General features: G+C 72.2%; 17 protein-coding genes and 1 riboswitch. Of the genes, 9 read left to right on the top strand and 8 right to left on the bottom strand.

What is annotated here, in order from left to right; genetic code table 11:
- Nucleotides 1–4: 4 nt before the first annotated feature.
- The gene (locus tag C4J65_RS21100) at nt 5–421 is read right to left on the bottom strand and encodes a cobalamin B12-binding domain-containing protein (RefSeq protein WP_003974171.1); all 417 of its coding nucleotides are present in this window, start codon (nt 419–421) and stop codon (nt 5–7) included.
- 396 nt (nt 422–817) lie between these two features.
- Between C4J65_RS21100 and C4J65_RS21095 the strand changes: the two genes are divergently transcribed.
- Both C4J65_RS21095 and C4J65_RS21090 read left to right on the top strand, forming a co-directional pair.
- Nucleotides 818–1,813, top strand: coding sequence for an alpha/beta fold hydrolase (locus C4J65_RS21095; protein WP_115743783.1), 996 nt, complete (start codon nt 818–820; stop codon nt 1,811–1,813).
- Nucleotides 1,814–2,009: 196 nt separating this feature from the next.
- Nucleotides 2,010–3,650 (top strand): M23 family metallopeptidase, encoded by a 1,641-nt coding sequence (locus C4J65_RS21090; RefSeq protein WP_115743782.1) that lies wholly within the window; start codon nt 2,010–2,012, stop codon nt 3,648–3,650.
- A 99-nt stretch (nt 3,651–3,749) separates the two neighbouring features.
- On the opposite strand, the gene pcrA is transcribed toward C4J65_RS21090, so the two are convergent.
- Nucleotides 3,750–6,242: a DNA helicase PcrA gene (gene pcrA / locus C4J65_RS21085; RefSeq protein WP_115743781.1), complete on the bottom strand. Its 2,493-nt coding sequence runs from the start codon at nt 6,240–6,242 to the stop codon at nt 3,750–3,752.
- Between the two features lie 253 nt (nt 6,243–6,495).
- Nucleotides 6,496–6,677, top strand: a riboswitch (cyclic di-AMP (ydaO/yuaA leader).
- 6 nt (nt 6,678–6,683) lie between these two features.
- Here pcrA and C4J65_RS21080 point away from each other — a divergent pair.
- Together C4J65_RS21080 and C4J65_RS21075 are read left to right on the top strand one after the other, a co-directional pair.
- Nucleotides 6,684–7,862: a C40 family peptidase gene (locus C4J65_RS21080; protein WP_115743780.1), complete on the top strand. Its 1,179-nt coding sequence runs from the start codon at nt 6,684–6,686 to the stop codon at nt 7,860–7,862.
- Nucleotides 7,863–7,889: 27 nt separating this feature from the next.
- On the top strand, nt 7,890–8,906 hold the full coding sequence (locus C4J65_RS21075) for a tellurite resistance/C4-dicarboxylate transporter family protein (protein ID WP_115743779.1): 1,017 nt from the start codon (nt 7,890–7,892) through the stop codon (nt 8,904–8,906).
- On the opposite strand, the gene C4J65_RS21070 is transcribed toward C4J65_RS21075, so the two are convergent.
- Nucleotides 8,884–9,237: a hypothetical protein gene (locus C4J65_RS21070; protein ID WP_115743778.1), complete on the bottom strand. Its 354-nt coding sequence runs from the start codon at nt 9,235–9,237 to the stop codon at nt 8,884–8,886. The genes C4J65_RS21075 and C4J65_RS21070 overlap by 23 nt on opposite strands.
- Nucleotides 9,238–9,545: 308 nt before the next feature.
- Here C4J65_RS21070 and C4J65_RS21065 point away from each other — a divergent pair, with 308 nt between their 5' ends.
- The 3 genes from C4J65_RS21065 (at nt 9,546) to C4J65_RS21055 (ending at nt 12,130) form a co-directional block, all read left to right on the top strand.
- Nucleotides 9,546–10,586 carry a C40 family peptidase gene (locus C4J65_RS21065; RefSeq protein ID WP_115743777.1) on the top strand — a complete coding sequence of 347 codons (1,041 nt, stop codon included), beginning with the start codon at nt 9,546–9,548 and terminating at the stop codon, nt 10,584–10,586.
- Between the two features lie 141 nt (nt 10,587–10,727).
- A complete protein-coding gene (locus C4J65_RS21060; RefSeq protein WP_115743776.1) occupies nt 10,728–11,090 on the top strand; it encodes a metalloregulator ArsR/SmtB family transcription factor in 363 nt (120 codons plus the stop codon).
- On the top strand, nt 11,087–12,130 hold the full coding sequence (locus tag C4J65_RS21055) for a TIGR03086 family metal-binding protein (protein ID WP_115743775.1): 1,044 nt from the start codon (nt 11,087–11,089) through the stop codon (nt 12,128–12,130). The genes C4J65_RS21060 and C4J65_RS21055 overlap by 4 nt, the downstream gene beginning before the upstream one ends.
- A gap of 21 nt (nt 12,131–12,151) precedes the next feature.
- Here C4J65_RS21055 and C4J65_RS21050 read toward each other — a convergent pair whose 3' ends face one another.
- Nucleotides 12,152–12,898: a response regulator transcription factor gene (locus C4J65_RS21050; RefSeq protein WP_115743774.1), complete on the bottom strand. Its 747-nt coding sequence runs from the start codon at nt 12,896–12,898 to the stop codon at nt 12,152–12,154.
- The gene (locus C4J65_RS21045) at nt 12,895–14,187 is read right to left on the bottom strand and encodes an ATP-binding protein (RefSeq protein ID WP_115746555.1); all 1,293 of its coding nucleotides are present in this window, start codon (nt 14,185–14,187) and stop codon (nt 12,895–12,897) included. Before C4J65_RS21045 ends, C4J65_RS21050 begins: the two co-directional genes overlap by 4 nt.
- Nucleotides 14,188–14,377: 190 nt before the next feature.
- On the opposite strand from C4J65_RS21045, the gene C4J65_RS21040 reads away from it, so the two are divergent.
- Both C4J65_RS21040 and C4J65_RS21035 read left to right on the top strand, forming a co-directional pair.
- A complete protein-coding gene (locus C4J65_RS21040) occupies nt 14,378–15,772 on the top strand; it encodes a PspC domain-containing protein (protein WP_115743773.1) in 1,395 nt (464 codons plus the stop codon).
- Entirely contained in the window at nt 15,759–15,986 is a 228-nt protein-coding gene (locus tag C4J65_RS21035) for a hypothetical protein (protein WP_115743772.1), read from the top strand. Before C4J65_RS21040 ends, C4J65_RS21035 begins: the two co-directional genes overlap by 14 nt.
- Here C4J65_RS21035 and C4J65_RS21030 read toward each other — a convergent pair.
- The 3 genes from C4J65_RS21030 to C4J65_RS21020 form a co-directional block, all read right to left on the bottom strand.
- On the bottom strand, nt 15,983–16,498 hold the full coding sequence (locus tag C4J65_RS21030) for a DoxX family membrane protein (protein WP_115743771.1): 516 nt from the start codon (nt 16,496–16,498) through the stop codon (nt 15,983–15,985). The genes C4J65_RS21035 and C4J65_RS21030 overlap by 4 nt on opposite strands.
- A 149-nt stretch (nt 16,499–16,647) precedes the next feature.
- Nucleotides 16,648–17,943: a hypothetical protein gene (locus C4J65_RS21025; protein ID WP_115743770.1), complete on the bottom strand. Its 1,296-nt coding sequence runs from the start codon at nt 17,941–17,943 to the stop codon at nt 16,648–16,650.
- 211 nt (nt 17,944–18,154) lie between these two features.
- On the bottom strand, nt 18,155–18,958 hold the full coding sequence (locus C4J65_RS21020) for a class II aldolase/adducin family protein (RefSeq protein WP_115743769.1): 804 nt from the start codon (nt 18,956–18,958) through the stop codon (nt 18,155–18,157).
- Nucleotides 18,959–19,002 lie beyond the last annotated feature (44 nt).

Raw genomic sequence — 19,002 nt, 5'->3', positions numbered from 1 at the left:
GGGCCTACGCTCCCGCGGGCTCCCGCACGTTCGCCCGGACCCAGTCCACGATGGATGCCGTGGTGGCGCCGGGCGTGAAGATCTCCGCGACGCCCTTCTCCTTCAGCGGGGCGATGTCCGCCTCGGGGATGATCCCGCCGCCGAAGACCAGGATGTCCGCGGCGTCCCGCTCCCGGAGCAGCTCGATCACGGCGGCGAAGAGCGTGTTGTGCGCACCGGAGAGGATGGACAGCCCGATCGCGTCGGCGTCCTCCTGGATCGCGGTGTCGACGATCTGCTCGGGCGTCTGGTGGAGCCCGGTGTAGATCACCTCCATACCGGCGTCACGCAGGGCCCGCGCGATCACCTTGGCCCCGCGATCGTGGCCGTCGAGCCCCGGCTTGGCCACCACCACGCGGATCGGACCGGCTGCCACACCCATCACTGCCTCCATGAAGCGACTACATCCATCCGTACCGACAAGTACCGCACACTTCACGTCCTCGCGGCGCCGATCCCCGCACCACAGCGTCCGGGGGAAGTGAACGAACGTTATCGCCAGCATCCCGCAACCGGCAGTTTCACGGTGGATACAGAGGGGGAAATCACACCGTGGGACACGTTCGCCGCGCACCGCTCCAGGGCGCGGCGGCCACACGCGCACGGGGAGCCGTGAGCCGCACAGACCTCACAAGACCCACCGGTCTCTGATACGGCATGCCAAAACACGGGTAGGCATAAACCTCGCAAACAGCACCAGTCACTGGTGTCACGGCGCTCCACGAGGGCACACGAGGGGACAGAGGCGTCCCTGCGCGTGCCGACAGGAGGTCGGCCCATGAAGGTCACCACGGCAGCACTGCCCCTTCTCCCGCTCTTCCAGCGTCTCCTGCCCGGGCTCCCGGGACTTCCCGGCCTGCAAGGGCTCCCCAGCCTTCCAGGGCTCCCCGCGGTCCCGGGACTGCCGGAGCTGGCAAGCCTTCCGGGCCGGCTGACCGGACTCTCCCTGACCCTGCTCAAGGCCAGTGCCCTGGAGGCCGCGATCCTCGCCGGGCACCTCCTCCTCTACCCCTCTGGGATCATCCAGGAGCGCCACCCGGTCCAGGCCCTGCGACCGGCGGGCGCCCAGGAGCCGCAGCCGTCCCCTCCGCCCCCGAGGCTCCCGGCGCCGGCCAGCCACCCGGTCGTGCTGCTGCACGGCTTCATCGACAACCGCTCGGTCTTCCTGCTGCTGCGCCGCAGCCTGGCCCAGCACGGCAGGCACGAGATCGAATCACTGAACTACTCCCCCCTGACCTGCGACATCCGTACCGCGGCCGAGCTTCTCGGACGGCACGTCGAGGAGATCTGCGAACGGACGGGCAGCGAGCAGGTCGACGTCGTCGGGCACAGCCTCGGCGGGCTGATCGCCCGCTACTACGTACAGCGCCTCGGCGGAGACCTCCGCGTGCGCACGCTGGTGACGCTCGGTACCCCGCACACCGGGACCAAGGTGGTCCCGCTGGCGAACGCGCACCCGATCGTGCGCCAGATGCGCCCCGGGTCGGCCGTGATCGAGGAGCTGGCCCGCCCGGCACCCGGCTGCCGCACCCGTTTCGTCAGCTTCTGGAGCGATCTGGACCGCGTGATGGACCCGCTGGAGACGGCCTGCCTCGACCACCCCGACCTGAGCGTGGAGAACGTACGGGTGAGCGGCATCGGCCACCTCGCCCTGCCCGTGCACCCCGCCGTGGCCACGGGGATACGGCAGGCGCTCGACACCACAGGACCGGAGACAGCCGGGCAAACGGATACGGAAGCGGGCAAACACTCCGGCGGGCTGACCGTGGCCTGAGACCGAAGCAACCCGTTCGGACTCGAACAATTCTCGAACACAAAGCCAAACTCGTGCCCGCCGTCCCCCAAAACACGGCCGATTGCCCGTTTCCTTCGCTCGCGAAACCTGACGAAGATTGTCGTGCCCGTATACCGCCGGGTACAGTCGCCGCACTGCTCTGGCAGCCCCTGTTGTCGAGGCGAAAGAGAAGTTGGTGAACGACCGTCACCCGTCGGGGACAAGGACCGCCCCGGCTTCGGCTTCCGACGCCGCTTCGGCGCACTACGCGTCGTACGGCACGGGGGAAGCCCAGTACGGCGACCTCACCACGTACGGCGGCGGCTACGCCTCCACCGGTTTCTCCACCGGCGGCGCCGACAGCTCGGCCTTCGACGCGGACCCCCTCTTCGGCAGCATGCCGGGCCACTACGGCGGGACCCCCGAGACGACGGGTTCGTACGACGCCACCCAGTGGTCCGCCGGCGGCGAGCAGTCCCCGCACTACGACGCGTACGCGGCCCAGCACCACGCCGCCTACGACACCGGCACCTACGACACCGGCGCCTACGACACGACGACGTGGACGGCCGGTTACCAGCAGCACGAGGCCGTACCGCCGCACGGCACGGGCGCGGAGGCCACCGGGCAGTGGGACACCGGCGCCTGGAGCCACCCGGACCAGTCCGCCGCTCCGGCCGACGCGACCCAGCAGTGGGACTGGGGCACGCAGACCTTCGACACCGGCGCCCACGAGACGAGCACCTTCGCGACCGGCACCTTCCACACCGGCGCGTTCGCGGGCGGCCCCGTGGACACCGGCGCCTACGACGCCACGCAGTGGAACGCGGGCCCGGCGGCCCCCGACGCCGTCGAGGACCCGGCTCGCCCGGCCGAGCACCCCGCACCGGACGACGCCGCGCCCCTCGACCACGGCACCGAACCCTCCCCGTACGACGGCGAGTTGGCCGCCACGGGTGAACTCCCCGCCGTGACCGCCCTGCTGGACGACCAGGACCTGCTGGACGACCAGGAAGAGGTCACGCCGGCCGCGCGGATCCCGGCCGCCCGCGCCGGCTCGCGCACCGCCTCCCGCGCCGGGGCGCGTTCCCGTCGCCGCCAGCCCGCCAAGCGCTCCGCACTGCTGACCATCGCCGTGCCGTCGGCCTGCGTGATGAGCGTCGCCGGTATCGCGGCCGCCTCGGTCGGCAGCCTGACCGGCGACGAGGGCACGGAGAGCGCGGCGGCCGCGCCGGACCCGGGCAACGCCGCGGCCGCACCGGTGAAACCGTCCGCCGCCAACAACAAGCTGGACACCCAGCTCACCAGCCTGGCCGCCGGGGCCGACGACTTCGCCGACCGGGCCAGCCGGACGCAGGAGCGCATCGACCTCAAGGCCCAGCAGGACGCCGAGAAGAAGCGGGCGGCCCAGGAAGCGGCCCGCAAGGAACGGCTGCGCCCCAAGTTCGCGCTCCCGGTGGAGCAGCACGGCCTCAGCGCGTACTACGGGCAGGCCGGCATCAACTGGATGTCCGTCCACACCGGCATCGACTTCCCCGTGTCGTACGGGACGAAGGTGATGGCGGCGACCGACGGCACCGTGCGGACGCAGTACAACAGCGCCTACGGCAACATGATGATCGTGACCGCGAAGGACGGCACGGAGACGTGGTACTGCCACCTCTCCAGCTACCAGGTCCCCTCCGGTACGACGGTGAAGGCGGGCGACGCGATCGCGTTCTCCGGCAACTCGGGCAACTCCACCGGTCCGCACCTGCACTTCGAGGTGCGCCCCGCGGGCGGTTCGTCGATCGACCCGCTTCCGTGGCTGCGCAGCCATGGCATCAGCCCGACGTGACGCCGTAACCCCACCTTTCGCCGTATGGTCGCAGCAGCCCGAGCCGGGCCCGGGCCCGGGTCTACGCCCAGGCCCGCCGCCGTCCGCACCGTGCCGCCGCTAGAGCTTCTCCACCGGCGCGTACCGCAGCAGCAGCCGCTTCGGCTTGGTGTCACCGAAGTCGATCGTCGCCTCGGCGTTCGACCCGATGCCCTTGACGCCGACCACCGTGCCGAGCCCGAACTGGTCGTGCGTGACGCGGTCGCCGACCGCCAGCGAGACCGTGGGCTGCTCGGCGCCGGCCGACCTGCCCGTGGCGAAGCCGGACGCACCCGATGCCGAGGACCGGGACCGCGACCGGGACGACGACAGCGAGGCCGCCACGCCCGAGACCGGCGCCGAGGGCGCGGGACCGTTCGCCCCGGTCCGCTTCCACTCCAGGTGCGGGGCCGGGATCTCCTCCAGGAACCGGGAGGGCGGGTTGTACGACGGCTGGCCCCAGGCGCTGCGCAGCGTCGACCGGGTCAGGTAGAGGCGTTCACGGGCGCGCGTGATGCCGACGTAGGCGAGGCGGCGCTCCTCCTCCAGCTCCTTGGCCTGGCCGAGGGCGCGCATGTGCGGGAAGACGCCGTCCTCCATGCCGGTGAGGAAGACGACCGGGAACTCCAGGCCCTTGGCGGTGTGCAGGGTCATCAGGGTGACGACGCCGCCGCCGTCCTCCTCGTCCGGGATCTGGTCGGAGTCGGCGACGAGCGCGACCTTCTCCAGGAAGTCGGCCAGCGTCCCGGCCTCCTCCCCCTCGGCCCGCTCCTGCTCGAACTCCAGGGCGACGGCCGCCAGTTCCTGGAGGTTCTCGATGCGGGTCTCGTCCTGGGGGTCGGTGGAGGCCTGCAACTCGGCGAGGTACCCGGTGCGTTCGAGGATGGCCTCGAGGACGGTCGCGGGTCCGGCGCCGGACTCGACGACCGTACGGAGATCCTCCATGAGCGTGTTGAACCGCTTGACGGCGTTCGCGGAGCGCGCGGCCATCCCGTACGCCTCGTCGACGCGCTTCAGCGCCTGCGGGAAGCTGATCTTCTCGCGCTGGGAGAGGGCGTCGATCATCGCCTCGGCGCGGTCGCCGATGCCGCGCTTGGGGACGTTGAGGATGCGGCGCAGCGGCACCGAGTCCTCCGGGTTGGCCAGCACCCGCAGGTAGGCCAGGACGTCCCGGACCTCCTTGCGCTCGTAGAAGCGGACGCCGCCGACGACCTTGTAGGGCAGGCCGGTGCGGATGAAGATTTCTTCGAAGACACGGGACTGCGCGTTGGTCCGGTAGAAGACCGCGACGTCGCCGGCCCTGGCCTCGCCCGCGTCGGTGAGGCGGTCTATCTCGTCGGCGACGAACTGCGCCTCGTCGTGCTCGGTGTCGGCGACGTACCCGGTGATCTGCGCGCCGCTGCCCTGGTTGGTCCACAGGTTCTTGGGGCGGCGGGACTCGTTGCGCTCGATGACCGCGTTGGCGGCGCTGAGGATGGTCTGGGTGGAGCGGTAGTTCTGCTCCAGCAGGATCGTCGTCGCGTCCGGGTAGTCCTCCTCGAACTGGAGGATGTTGCGGATGGTGGCCCCGCGGAAGGCGTAGATCGACTGGTCGGCGTCGCCCACCACGCACAGCTCGGCGGGCGGCACCTCGGCCTCCGGCGGCACGTCGACGGGGTGCTCCGAAGCCACGCCGACCAGCTCGCGCACCAGCGCGTACTGCGCGTGGTTGGTGTCCTGGTACTCGTCGACCAGGACGTGCCGGAAGCGGCGGCGGTAGTGCTCGGCGACGTCCGGGAAGGCGCGCAGCAGGTTGACCGTCGTCATGATCAGGTCGTCGAAGTCGAGGGCGTTCGCCTCGCGCAGCCGCGACTGGTACATGGCGTAGGCCTGGGCGAGGGTCTTCTCGAAACCGTCGGCCGCCTGCCCGGCGAAGTCCTCCTCGTCGATCAGCTCGTTCTTCAGGTTCGAGATCTTGGCGCTGAAGGACTTCGGCGGGAACTTCTTGGGGTCGAGGTCCAGGTCGCGGCAGACCAGCGCCATGAGCCGCTTGGAGTCGGCGGCGTCGTAGATCGAGAACGACGAGGTGAAGCCGAGCTTCTTCGACTCGCGGCGCAGGATGCGGACGCACGCGCTGTGGAAGGTCATCACCCACATCGCGTTGGCGCGCGGGCCGACGAGCTGCTCGACGCGCTCCTTCATCTCGCCCGCGGCCTTGTTGGTGAAGGTGATCGCGAGGATCTGGCCCGGGTGGACGCTCCGCTCGGCCAGCAGGTGGGCGATGCGGTGGGTGAGCACGCGGGTCTTGCCGGAGCCGGCACCGGCCACGATGAGCAGCGGGGAGCCGGAGTGGACGACGGCGGCGCGCTGGTTCTCGTTCAGCCCCTCCAGGAGCGCGGCGGCGTCCAGGGCGGGGCGCGGGGCGCCGTCCCGGTAGTGGGTGTCCCGGTCCGGGGGCGCGTCGAACTTCCCGCCGAACAGATCGTGCGGGACCGGCTCCGGTCCGTGATCGTCCTCGGGCGGCGGGGGTTCCTCCTCGTGACCCCGGGGGGTCTGGAGGCTCGCCAGGAAGCTGTCGTCAAAGAGGCTGCTCATCGCTCTCCGAGTCTAGGGCGCCCCACCGACAACCCGGTGCCACCCCGGAAAATGCCCGGCACCCTCCAGCACGGGCACGCCCTGCGACCAGCGGGACCACGAAGAGTGACGCCCACGACCGCCCGGTGACGCCCGCACAGAAGGTCACGAAAATGTATCGGGCATATCACCCACCAACCTTCACAGCGGCCACACGAGTTGGCTACGGTGCGGGGCAGGCCGCTCGACCCCCTCCGGCGAACCTCGCCGGGCCGCGCGGCCTCCGCCGAGTCCGACGTGCCCGCACGGCACCCGGAGCCGGGGACCCAACCGAGAACTTTGGGGTGAATCGGCCGTACCGTCCTCGACGAGGGACGGTCACGCCGTAGGGCAACCCTTCCGAACCACCGCCCGAACCCGACAGCTAACCCGGTAGGCGGAGCACTGGAAGGAGTCGCCTCCTTGGCGTCGCACCGCAAGTCGCGCCCCACCGGTACCCGCGTCGCGGGCATACGGACCCCGGCCCTCGCCACCGCGGCCCTCACCTCCGTCGCGCTGCTGTCCCAGACGGCGAACGCCACGCCGTCGGACGACCGGCCGACCCTGGAGGAGGTCGAGAAGAAGGTCGACGACCTCTACCGCCAGGCCGGGTCGGCGACCGAGAAGTACAACGCGGCCAAGGAGAAGACCACCAAGCAGCGCAAGAAGGTCGACACCCTCCTCGACGACGTCGCCCAGCGCACCCAGAGGCTCAACGACGCGCGCGAGGAGCTGGGTTCCTTCGCCTCCGCCCAGTACCGCACGGGCGCCTCGGTCCCGGAGACCGCGACGCTGCTGCTCGCGGACTCGCCGCAGGACTACTTCGACCAGAACCAGCTGATGAACCGGCTCACCGGCCGGCAGAAGACCGCCGTCGACGACTACGTCACGCAGCAGTCCGAGACGATGAAGAAGCGCCGGGAGGCCACCGAGAGCCTCGACACGCTCACCGACTCGCAGACCGATCTGAAGACGGCCAAGTCGACCGTCCAGAAGAAGCTGGCCACCGCGCGGGAGCTGCTCTCGGAACTGACCGCCGAGGAGAAGGCCCGGCTCGCGGCGATCGAGAGGAAGAAGCAGGAGGAGGCCGAGCGCAAGGCCGCCGAGCTGGCGAAGCAGCAGGCGGCGCAGGAGGAGGCCGAGCGCAAGCGTCGGGAGGCCGCCCAGCAGGAGACCGGCTCCGGATCCGGCGGCACCGGCTCGTCGGAGTCCTCGGACTCGTCGACGCCGGACACCTCGACCGGCACCAAGGCCGAGAAGGCGATCGCCTTCGCCCGCGCCCAGATCGGCAAGCCGTACGTCTGGGGCGCCACGGGACCGGGTTCCTACGACTGCTCGGGCCTCACCCAGGCCGCCTGGAAGGCCGCCGGCGTGACGCTGCCGCGCGTCACCTACGACCAGGTCAACGCCGGCACGACCGTCTCCGTCTCCCAGGCGCAACCCGGTGACCTGGTCTTCTTCTACGACGACATCAGCCATGTCGGCCTGTACATCGGCGACGGCATGATGATCCACGCCCCGAAGCCCGGCGCGTACGTCCGCGAGGAGTCGATCTTCTACGACGGCGAGTCGTCGATCTACAGCGTGGTGCGCCCGGCCTGATCGGCGAGGGTCTTTAGCATCGGGCGCATGTCATCGGCCACCCATCCCTCCGCATTGCGCGCCTGGTGGGCGCAGCGCCCACCGGCGGCCGGGGCCGCGGTGATGGCGACCGGCATCGTGTCGGTCGCGCTGCACCTGACGGGCCGCGAGGTCCTGTCCCGGATCGCCCTGGCGCTGGCCTGCGGCGCCTGGCTGATACTGGCGGCGAACTTCGTCTACCTGCTGCTGGCCGACCGGGCGCAGTGGGTGAAGCGGGCCGGGACGCCTGGCGCGCTCACCGCCGTCGCCGCGACGACCGTGCTCGGCACCCGTTTCTCCCTGCTCGGCTGGTCGCTCCTGGCGGCGGTGCTGCTGGCGCTGGCGGCCCTGCTGTGGCCGTGGCTGCTGTTCCTGGTGGTGCGGCACTGGGGGCGGAGGATGCCCGGGGCGGTGTTCCTGGGCTGCGTGGCCACGGAGGGGCTCACCGTGCTCGCCGCCACGCTGGCCGCGGCCACCTCGACGCCGTGGCTGGCGCATGCGGCGCTGGTGCCGTTCTGGCTGGGGATCGTGCTCTACCTGATCGCGCTGTTCCGCTTCGACCTGCGGCAGGTGGCCCGGGGCTCCGGGGACCACTGGGTGGCGGGCGGCGCGCTCGCCATCTCGGCGCTCGCCGGTGCCAAGCTGCTCGCGGCGGCCGGGACCGGAATGTACCTGTGGAACGCCGACGACCAGGCCGTCCTGCACGACGTGACCGTCTTCCTGCTCACGCTCGACCTCGCCTGGTACGCCGTGCTCCTGGCCGCCGAGATCGTCTGGCCCCGCCTGCGCTACGACGTGCGCCGCTGGTCGACCGTCTTCCCGCTCGGCATGACGGCGGCGGCGACGCTGTCGGTGGCCGCCGTCGTCGACGTCCCGTGGCTGGACGCGCCGGGCCGGGCGCTGCTGTGGATCGCGGTGGCCGGGTGGCTGGCGGTCGCGGCGGGGGCGGTCGGCCGGGCCCGGGCCGGGCTGCGGTCCGCGGGCGAGGGCTCCGGGGCGACGGTCAGGTCCACAGCACCGCGATGAAGATGTTCACCACCGTCAGCGCGCCCACCAGGCCGAACAGCGGCTTGTCCACCTTCTCGTCGTCGCGCTTCACGTAGACCAGGCCGAGGATCACGATCAGCACGGCGAGCTTCACGCCGATCTTGACGTTGTCGACGGAGTAGTCCTGGGCCTGGTTGAGGCCGACCAGGACGGCACCGGTGACCAGCATCGTCAGCGCCCCGTGCAGCATCGCGGGGGTGAACCGGGCCGTGCCCTGGCCCATCGCCTTCATCTGGGTCAGGAAGCCGCCGAGGAGCGCGGCGATGCCGATGACGTGCAGGCCGACGAAGAGGTGGATGAGTACGTCCATGGGGCCGGAGCCTAATGAGGGGCCGGAACCGCACGGACACCGGCCCGCCCCGGCGCTCCCATAACAGCTCACGTCCCCCATCCGCCCCCGGTCCGGCATATCGGTCATCACCCTGCGTGAAGACGCCGGGCCTCGGAGCGCGCGACGATCACATACGGTCGCCGCCTGATCCCCTGCCGCCACTTCCGCGCATCCCGTCACCGGACCGTTACCGACGCGCCTAGCGTCCTGGCCCAGGCAGCCGGAACGGACCGGAGCCGACCCGGCGTCGGCCGGAGTCGAGTCGTACGGAAGGACGTGGATCGCAGGTGGGAACGCACCGCAGGCCGCGACAGCGCGCGAAGGGCGGCGGCAGAGCCCGTACGGCGGCCACGATCACCCTGGCGGGGGCGGCCACCGCGACGGGTCTGGGCGGCACCGGACACGCCGACCCGCAGCCGACGGCGGCACAGGTCAGGGCCAAGGTGGACCAGCTCTACCAGGAGGCCGAGGTGGCCACGGAGAAGTACAACGGCGTGAAGGAGAAGGCCGACGCCGCCGAACGGCGCCTGGAGGACCTGCGCGACGAGGCAGCCCGCAAGGAGGACCGGCTGAACTCGGCACGGGAGGCGCTGGGTTCGGTCGCGGCGGCGCAGTACCGCAGCGGAGGCCTGGACCCGGCGCTGCAACTGGCGCTCTCCTCCGACCCGGACCGGTACCTCGACGGCGCCGCGTTCGCCGAGCGCGCGGGCAGCCGGCAGCAGGCCGAGGTGGGCCGCGTACGCAAGGAACTCCGCGACATCGAGCAACTGCGCGGCGCCGCCCGCGTCGAGGTGGCCTCGCTGAAGTCGCGCCGGGCCGAGCTGAAACGTCACCGCGAGACCGTCACCGGCAAGCTGGAGAAGGCCCGCAGCCTGCTCTCCCGCCTGACCACCGAGGAACGCGCCGACGTCGGCGACCGGGCGTCCCGCTCGGCGCCGGGCCCCCGGGAGGGCCTGTCGGCGACCGCCGAGGCCCCCAACTCCCGTGCCGCGGCGGCCGTCGCCTACGCCTACCAGAAGCTCGGCAGCCCCTACGTCTGGGGCGCGACCGGCCCGAACGCCTTCGACTGCTCGGGCCTCACCCAGGCCGCCTACCGCGCCGCCGGCGTCTCCCTCCCCCGCACGACCTACGCCCAGATCGACGCGGGCCGCCGCGTCCCACGGTCCGAACTGCTCCCCGGCGACCTGGTCTTCTTCTACTCGGGCATCAGTCACGTCGGCATCTACGTCGGCAACGGCCGGATGATCCACGCCCCGAACCCGTCGGCACCGGTGCGTGTCGCCCCGGTCGACGAGATGCCGTTCGCGGGGGCCGCGCGGGTGGCGTGAAGTGGAAGGAGGTGGCGTGAGGTGGCATGAGGTCCCGCGCCGGACGTGAACGGGGCAGCGGTATTCAACCGAGCGGTTGACCATACCCGGGGACACATGTACCGTGTATTCAACCAATCGGTTGACCATGTGAGGTGTGAGGTGCCCGACGACCGGCTGTCCCAGGTGTTCTCCGCACTGGCCGACCCGACCCGGCGCGACATCGTGGCCCGGCTGTCCGCAGGCGACGCCACGGTCAACGAACTGGCCGAGCCGTACGACATCACCGTGCAGGCCGTCTCCAAGCACATCAGGGTGTTGGAGGGCGCCGGTCTGGTCAGTCGCAGCAAGGACGCCCAGCGACGGCCCTGCCACCTGGAGGCGAAGGTCCTCGACCTGATGACGAAGTGGATCGAGCGCTACCGGCAGGAGGCGGAGGACCGTTTCCGCCGCCTGGACGCCGTCCTGGAGCGGATGGACGAGCAGCCGGCGACGCGCACCACGACGGAGGGAGCAGCATCATGAGCAGCACGAACGCCGCCCATCGTGGCGAAGCCCGGATCGAGGCCGACCCGGTTGTGCCGACCATCCTGATCACCCGGGAGTTCGACGCTCCGCCCGAGCGGGTGTTCCAGGCCTACACCGATCCCGACCTGGTCGTCCAGTGGCTCGGCCCGCGTCGGCTCACCATGCGCATCGACCGGTACGACGCGCGCAGCGGCGGATCGTACCGGTACGTGCATCGCGCGGACGACGGGACCGAGTACGGCTTCCACGGCGTGTTCCACGAGGTACGGCCGGGCGAGCGGATCGTCCAGACCTTCACCTACGAGGGCGCGCCGGACGACGTCAGTCTGGAGACGGTGGTCTTCGAGGGCCTCGGCGACCGCCGCACCCGGCTGATCGCCAAGTCCCTCATGGACTCCGTCGAGGCCCGCGACGCGATGCTCGCCAGCGGCATGGAGGGCGGTGTCCGAGAGGGATACGAGCGCCTCGACGAACTGCTCCGGGGCAGGGCGGCGGCCGATGAGCACCGAAGGATCGCGCGGGCCTTCACGGAACGGGTGCGCGGGGTGGCCGGGGATGCATGGGAGAGTCCGGCTCCGTGCGAGGGATGGGTCGCCCGGGACGTGGTGCGCCACCTGGTCGAGTGGTTCCCGGCCTTCCTGAAGTCCGGCGCCGGGATCGAACTGCCGCAGGGGCCGTCGGTGGACGACGACCCCGAGGCGGCCTGGACGGTGCACAGCGAGGGCGTCCAGGCACTTCTCGACGACCCCGCCACGGCGCGGGGGGTCCTGTCGAACCCGCACATCGGCGAGGTCCCGCTGGACCGGGCGGTCGACCGCTTCTACACCGCCGACGTCTTCATGCACACCTGGGACCTGGCACGGGCCACCGGCCAGGACGAGCGTCTCGACCCCGACAAGTGCGCCCAGCTGCTCGACGGCATGCTGCCGCTGGACGACGTACTGCGCTCCAGCGGTCAGTACGGCCCGCGGGTCGAGGTCCCCGACGGCGCCGACGTGCAGATTCGCCTGCTCGCCTTCATCGGCCGCACCCCCTGACACACCCCCGCCCCCGGACCGTCACACCAGGCGGCGTGCCGTCGCCCAGCGGGTCAGCTCGTGCCGGTTGGACAGCTGGAGCTTGCGCAGGACCGCCGAGACGTGGGACTCGACGGTCTTGACCGAGATGTAGAGCTGCTTGGCGATCTCCTTGTACGCGTAGCCGCGGGCGATCAGGCGCAGCACCTCGCGCTCGCGCTGGGTGAGCCGGTCGAGGTCCTCGTCGACCGGCGGGGCGTCGGTGGAGGCGAAGGCGTCGAGGACGAAGCCGGCCAGGCGCGGGGAGAAGACGGCGTCGCCCTCCTGGACGCGGAAGACGGAGTTGACCAGGTCGGTGCCGGTGATGGTCTTGGTCACGTAGCCCCGGGCACCGCCGCGGATCACTCCGATCACGTCCTCCGCCGCGTCCGAGACGGACAGCGCGAGGAAGCGGACGGGCCGCTCGGCGTCGCTCATCAGGGGCGCGCAGCGGCGCAGCACCTCGACCCCGCCGCCGCCGGGGAGGTGGACGTCGAGGAGCACCACCTCGGGGCGGGTCGCGGTGATGACGGTGACGGCCTGGTCGACGTCGGCGGCCTCGCCGACGACCTCGACCCCGGTCACGGCGGTCTGGCCGATCTCGGCCTGGACGCCGGTGCGGAACATGCGGTGGTCGTCGACGAGCACCACGCGCACGCGGCGCTCCTCCGCGCCGCCACTCGTCGGCTGTGCGGGCTCGGCCACCCCGCCCGCTCCCGCCGTTCCGTTCGCCTCGGTCGGGTCGCTCATGACGTCTTCTCCGCCCTCTCCATTTCCAGTTCGACCTCCGTGCCGCCGTCCGGCACCGCGCGCAGCCGCGCCGTGCCGCCGTTGCGCTCCATGCGGCCGATGATCGATTCTCTGACGCCCATGCGGTCGGCGGGTATCGAGTCGAGGTCGAAGCCGGGACCGCGGTCCCGGACGGACACGAAGACCGTCCTGCCCTCGACTTCGGCGTAGACCTGTACGGCGCCGCCCTCGCCACCGTACTTGGCCGCGTTCACCATCGCTTCGCGCGCGGCCTGCATCTGTGCGCTGATCCGCTCGTCGAGCGGGCAGTCGCCGACGACGACCACCTCGAGGGGAACGCCGTGCTTGTCCTCGACCTCCGCGGCATTGCGCTTCACGGCCTCGGCGAGGGTGGTGGGCTCGTCGTCCTCGTCCTTGCCGTTGCCCTCCGGTTTGTAGAGCCAGGAGCGCAGGTCCCGCTCCTGGGCCCGGGCCAGGCGGCGCACCTCGCCCGCGTTCTCCGCGTTGCGCTGGATCAGGGTCAGGGTGTGCAGCACCGAGTCGTGGACGTGTGCGGCGACCTCGGCGCGCTCCTGCGCGCGGATGCGCATCAGCCGCTCCTCGGAGAGGTCCTGCGTCATCCGCACCAGGTAGGGACCGGCGAGGAGGGTGGTGCCGACGAGGACGGCCAGGGCCGCCTGGAGGACGGAGCCGAGGTGGGCGGCGGATCCCTGGAGGACGAAGATGCCGGTGGCACCGGCCGTCACCAGCAGGACGCCCCCCACCGAGCGCAGCAGCGTGACCGTGCGGCGGTGGCGTCCCACCTCGGCCCAGCGGGCCCGTCGCGCGTTGTCCGCCTGGCGCCAGACGAGGGCGACGCCGGCGCCGACGAGCACGGTCGGCCAGAGGTAGGCCTTGGCGCCGCCGCCCAGGTCGACGTTGCCCACGAAGACCAGGGCGACGACGACCATGAGGAGCAGGGCGACCATCTGCCCCTTGTCCGGCTTGCGGGCGACGAGTCTGCGGCGGCCGTCCGGCGCGGTCTCGGAGGTGACGAGGGACGGCGGCTTCTGCGCCTCCACTCCCCCGACGCCCAGCGGCACGAAGAACCAGAAGGCCGCGTACAGCAGCGCGCCCAGGCCGTCGGCCATGAACAGCCCGACGAAGGCGAACCGGACCCAGACGACGGGCAGCCCGAGATGCCCGGCGAGCCCCCGCGCCACCCCACCGAGCCAGCGTCCGTCGCTGCTCCGGTAGAGCTTGCGCGGCGGCCGCGGTCCGACGACGGGTGCTGCTGCGGCTTCCGGCATGACACCGATGGTCACACGGGTGCGGGAGGCGGAGCATCAGGGTCGTTCCCCCAATCACCCCTGATCTTCGGACCGCGGGAGGCCGTGCGGGTCTCGAACACTCCCCCGGCCCGGAGTCAGGGCCGATATCAGGGTCCGACCAGGGTAGAACCGGCTGCCGTCGGGGCGCCGCGCCCGTCACCATGGACTCATGACCGATCACGAGCACGCCGCGACGGGTCCGGGACCCGGCTCCGGCCCGCGCCCCACGGGGGGCGCGGGGCCGCGGGATGCCGGTGCGGCCGGCCCGGGTGCCGTCGGCGGCGCGGACGCCCCCGGGCCGCCGCACCGGTTCCGGCGCGACCGGCGGCACAAGGCGCTGGCCGGCGTGTGCGCCGGCCTCGGCCGGCAGTGCGACCTGGACCCGGTGATCTTCCGGATCACGCTCGCGGTACTCTCCGCGACCGGCGGCATCGGTCTGATCTTCTACGGCTTCGCCTGGCTCTTCGTCCCCTACGAGGACGAGGAGGAGAACGAGGTGCGCAAGCTGCTGACCGGCCGGGTCGACGGCCAGGCACTGGCGGCGGTGCTCTTCGCCCTGGTCGGCTGCGGGGTGTTCCTCACCATGCTGCACAACGGCGGGGTGCTGACCTTCGCCGTCGTCCTCTCCCTGCTCCTGGCGGGCGCCGGGTACTGGTCGCGGCACCGCGGGGCGCCCGAACCGGACCCGCTGTCGGCGCAGGCCGTCGCGGACGCCCCGCCGGAGGCAAAGGCACCGCCGATCATGTACACGTGGCCCTCCTGGTGGCGCGACCCCATCGTCAAGGACGGCACCCACGACGGCGGGACGGGCTACATGTGGGGGCCGCCGGACTCCGCGGAGCGTGACATCGCGGCGGCCGTCAACATCGGCCGCGGCATCCCGGGCCGCCGCGACCGCGCCACCGCGGGCGACCGGCGCTCCCGGTCCCCGCAGACCCTCGGCATCGGCGGCTGGGTGTTCCTCCTCGCCCTGCTCGCCGGCTTCCTCGGGACCCGGCTGACCTGGGACGACCACCCGCTCGGCACCAGTCTGCAGACCGGCCTGGCGTGCGCGCTGGCCGTCCTCGGCCTCGGTATCGCGGTCAGTTCCTTCCTCGGGCGTACCGGAGCCGGTTCGATCTTCCTGGCGGTCATCACGGCGGGTCTGCTGGCCGGTTCGGCCGCCGTCCCGGACGACGTCGGCACCGAATGGGTCCGGACCACCTGGAAGCCCGTGGTCGCGGCCGACGTGCGCGACCAGTACGACCTCGGCACGGGCAGCGGCACCCTCGACCTGTCCCGCCTCGACCTGGCCGAGGGGCAGACGGTGACCACCCGGGCCGACGTGGGCCTGGGCCGGATACGGGTCGTCGTGCCGCCGGACGTGACCGTGCGGCTGCACGTAGAGGTGGGCGTGGGCGACATCCAGCTGCCCGGCGACAACGAGAGGGACGTGGACGTGGCACCGGGCAAGCGCGAGGAGATCACCCTGTCCCCCACCGAGGGCGGCAAGAAATCCGGCACCCTCGACCTCGACCTCCAGGTCGGCGTCGGCCAGGCGGAGGTGTCCCGTGCTGCGTCATAGGTTCCAGCCCGGACGCCTGGTGGCCGGTGTCTTCCTGATGCTGGCCGGCGTCCTCTACGCGGGCGACGCGGGCGGTCTCTGGGAGACGCCGTGGTTCGTGGTGGTCCCCGTGGTCAACGGCGGGCTCTGCCTGGCGGGCGTGGTCGGGATGGTGGCCCGGTCCGCACACCGGCGCCGCGCGGCGCTCCGCACGGCGCCGCCGGACACCCCCTAGCGGTACCCGCCCGTCCGCCGCCCGCGCCGGGAACGCAGTACGGCGTCCAGTGACAACAGCGGGGCGCCGGCGAGGACGAGGGGGAGCCAAGCCATCAGATAGGCGAGGTCGTTGCCGTAGTAGTAGGGGTCGGAGGCCCAGCTGACGGTCAGCCACAGGCTGAGCGAGATCAGCGCACCGCCCAGCGCCGCCAGGCGGGTGAGCAGCCCGAGCAGGGTGCCGATGCCGACGGCCAGCTCGCCCAGGGCGATGGCGTAGCCGAAACCGGGCGGGTTCTTCAGGGCGAGGTCGACCAGGGCGGGCACGGCCGAGGAGTCGCGGACGGCACGCATCATGTCGCCGATGGAACCGGCACCGGAGTCCTTCATGAAGGCGCTGTCGGTGAGCTTGTCCAGACCGGCGTAGACGAAGGTGACGCCGAGGAAGATCCGCAGGGGCAGGAGGGCGTACCGGGCGGCGTTGTCTCGCCAGCCGCCCCCGCCCGCGGGCGAGATGTCCACATCCGTGCGCATACCGTGCGTCGTCACTGCCAGTCGCCTCTCGCCGCGCGTGCCCAGACCCCTCACCAGACCATACGTACGGAACGCCGGACCGGCTCAATCCTCGCGACCGGTTTCTCGTCGTCGGCCCCGACTGGTTGCCGAGCAGGGCGGACGCGGTGTCAGTCCGTCACGTCGATCGCGTACCGGTTGGTCTCCACGCCCGCGCCCGTGACCACCTGGACGTCCACCCGGCCCGGTTCCACGTCCGCCGGGACGGGGACCGTCAGCAGGTCGTCCGCGGGGTTGCTGAAGCCGCCCGTCACCGGCACCAGGGGGACGTGGACGTTGACCGCGCCGATGCGGACGACCATGCGGGACAGCCGGTCCGCCCGCTGGGCACCGGGCGGCACGAAGCCCGCCCCCCGGATCTCGATGTCGTCGCCCGTGCGGATCGGCGCGTCCAGATCACCGGCCTCGCGCGCCCGGACCACGGAGAGGATCACCGGCCGGCCGCCCTCGGCGTACTTCCCGGCCACGTAGGTCGCCGCCGACACCAGCACCACGACCGCGAGTCCCCAGGGCAGGTCGGGCAGTTGCTCCGGTCGCCGGGCCAGCCGTACGGCCGCGAACACCAGGGCCACGGTGCTGATCACGACGTACTGGATGTCGGCGAAGGTCCCGCGGCCCGCATCGTCGGTCAGCAGGTCGGAGGCGCGCGGCCGGTCGGCCCGCACCTTCTGCAGCCGCTGTCCCAGCACCCTGAGGCCGACCACCCGCCGTACCAGGACCGCGATCCCGCAGACCACCGCGAGCACGGTCACCGCGCCGGTGCCGCGGCCGAGTTCGAGACCGGAGATCAGCGCGTCCCGCCGGTCGTGCCCCGAGGCGACGGCCAGTTGCCCGGCGAGCACCAGCACGGCGTAGGCGACGAAGAGGACCCAGGCGGCCGCCACGGCACGGGAGGTGGACAGGCGGTTGTCCTCGCCGATGACCGGGGCCAGCGCGCCGCCCCGGGCCCGGTGGAACCAGGACGCCGCCGTCAGCGCGCCGGCCACCACCAGCGCCGCCGCGAGTCCGGCGGTGCGCACGGCGGACCAGCCGGTGCCGACCGCGGTGAGCGACTGCCCGAGCAGCAGGAGGACGACCGCCGCCCACACGACGGCCGCCGTACGCCGGCCCAGCGCCGCGAGCCACGCGTCGCCCTCGGCGCGGCCGCGTTCGGCGACGGCCTCCGCGGACTGGGTCAGCTCCTCCGAGACCCACTGGCGGGAGGCGGAGGCCGAGTGGGCCACCGCGGCGGGCAGCCCCTGACCGGCCGCGAACTCGTCCCGCCGCAGCAGGAAGGCGGCGACCGCCCGGCGGTGTCCCTCGCGGGCGCCGTGCGGGCAGTCCCCGCAGGTGCAGCCGCCGCCGTGCGCCGCCTCGTACGCGTCCCTGTCCGAGCCGCTTCCGCGTCTCGCCTCCTGCACCGCCACGCCCGACGACCGCCTTCCCGCACCCGCTAAGTCCCTTGGAACGACAGCGAATTGTGCCGTATCCCGGCCCGCGCCCGCGCGCCGCCCCGCCCAACGTCCGCTCAGCGCGGGTGATGCGCGGATCGCCGTGTTGACGCCGCCCCGCGCCGCCCCGCGCCGCCCCGCGCCGCCCCGCACCGCCCCGCCCCGCCCCGCACCGCCTCGGACGCGGTCAGTCGAACAGGTCCGGTTCGCGGCGGGTGACCTCCTGCCACAAGGGCTGGTAGTTGATCCAGGCCACCAGGTCGCCGCCGAGCTGTTCCCGGGTCGCCACGGCCTGCCGGTGGCCGATCGGCACCGGCCGCCCCGCCGCCTTCGCGAGCAGCTGCACCTGGCAGGACCGCTCCAGCGACAGGAACCACCAGGCCGCCGCGTCCACGGAGTCGCCGACCGTCAGCAGCCCGTGGTTGCGCAGCACGAGGGCCTTGCCGGAGCCGAGCGCCCGGGCGATGCGCCGCCCCTCCTCGGCGTCGACGGCGACGCCCGAGTAGGAGTCGTACAGGGCGTGGTCCTCGTAGAAGGCGCAGCTCTCCTGGGTGATCGGCTCGAGCAGCTCACCGAGGGCCGACAGGGCGCGTCCGTGCACCGAGTGGCAGTGGGCGACCGCGACGACGTCCGGACGGGCGGCGTGGACCTGGGAGTGCACCGTGAAGGCGGCCTGGTTGACGTGGTGACCGCCCTCCACCACCTGTCCCTCGGAGTTGACCAGCACCAGGTCGCTCACCGTGATGTGGGCGAAGGGCACACCGAACGGGTTGACCCAGAAACAGTCGGTGTACTCGGGGTCGCGGGCCGTGATGTGACCGGAGACCCCGTCCTCGAACCCGTACCGCCCGAAGAGGCGCAGCGCGCACGCGAGCCGCTCCCTGCGGTGCCGGCGTTCGTCCTCCACCGAGTCGTGCCGCGGCGGCATCGCGAACCGCAGCCGGTCGGTGGGCAGCGGCGGGGGCTCGCTGGCCCCGGGCGTCCCGTGCATGTGTTCTCTGTCCTTCGGCGCCGGATGTGCCCTACGTGCCGGAA

The organism is Streptomyces sp. CB09001 (genome assembly GCF_003369795.1).
Lineage (GTDB): Bacteria > Actinomycetota > Actinomycetes > Streptomycetales > Streptomycetaceae > Streptomyces.
The sequence above is the reverse complement of the archived record's forward strand: the minus strand, read 5'-3'. Positions and strand labels throughout refer to the sequence as shown.

Excerpts from the sequence above, each read along its gene's own strand:
- C4J65_RS21045 (WP_115746555.1), bottom strand. The coding sequence starts at position 14,187 with ATGCCGGAAGCCGCAGCAGCACCCGTCGTCGGACCGCGGCCGCCGCGC.
- C4J65_RS21100 (WP_003974171.1), bottom strand. The coding sequence starts at position 421 with ATGGGTGTGGCAGCCGGTCCGATCCGCGTGGTGGTGGCCAAGCCGGGG.
- C4J65_RS21055 (WP_115743775.1), top strand. The coding sequence starts at position 11,087 with ATGAGCAGCACGAACGCCGCCCATCGTGGCGAAGCCCGGATCGAGGCC.
- C4J65_RS21040 (WP_115743773.1), top strand. The coding sequence starts at position 14,378 with ATGACCGATCACGAGCACGCCGCGACGGGTCCGGGACCCGGCTCCGGC.
- C4J65_RS21095 (WP_115743783.1), top strand. The coding sequence starts at position 818 with ATGAAGGTCACCACGGCAGCACTGCCCCTTCTCCCGCTCTTCCAGCGT.
- C4J65_RS21075 (WP_115743779.1), top strand. The coding sequence starts at position 7,890 with ATGTCATCGGCCACCCATCCCTCCGCATTGCGCGCCTGGTGGGCGCAG.
- C4J65_RS21030 (WP_115743771.1), bottom strand. The coding sequence starts at position 16,498 with ATGCGCACGGATGTGGACATCTCGCCCGCGGGCGGGGGCGGCTGGCGA.
- C4J65_RS21020 (WP_115743769.1), bottom strand. The coding sequence starts at position 18,958 with ATGCACGGGACGCCCGGGGCCAGCGAGCCCCCGCCGCTGCCCACCGAC.
- pcrA (WP_115743781.1), bottom strand. The coding sequence starts at position 6,242 with ATGAGCAGCCTCTTTGACGACAGCTTCCTGGCGAGCCTCCAGACCCCC.
- C4J65_RS21050 (WP_115743774.1), bottom strand. The coding sequence starts at position 12,898 with ATGAGCGACCCGACCGAGGCGAACGGAACGGCGGGAGCGGGCGGGGTG.
- C4J65_RS21070 (WP_115743778.1), bottom strand. The coding sequence starts at position 9,237 with ATGGACGTACTCATCCACCTCTTCGTCGGCCTGCACGTCATCGGCATC.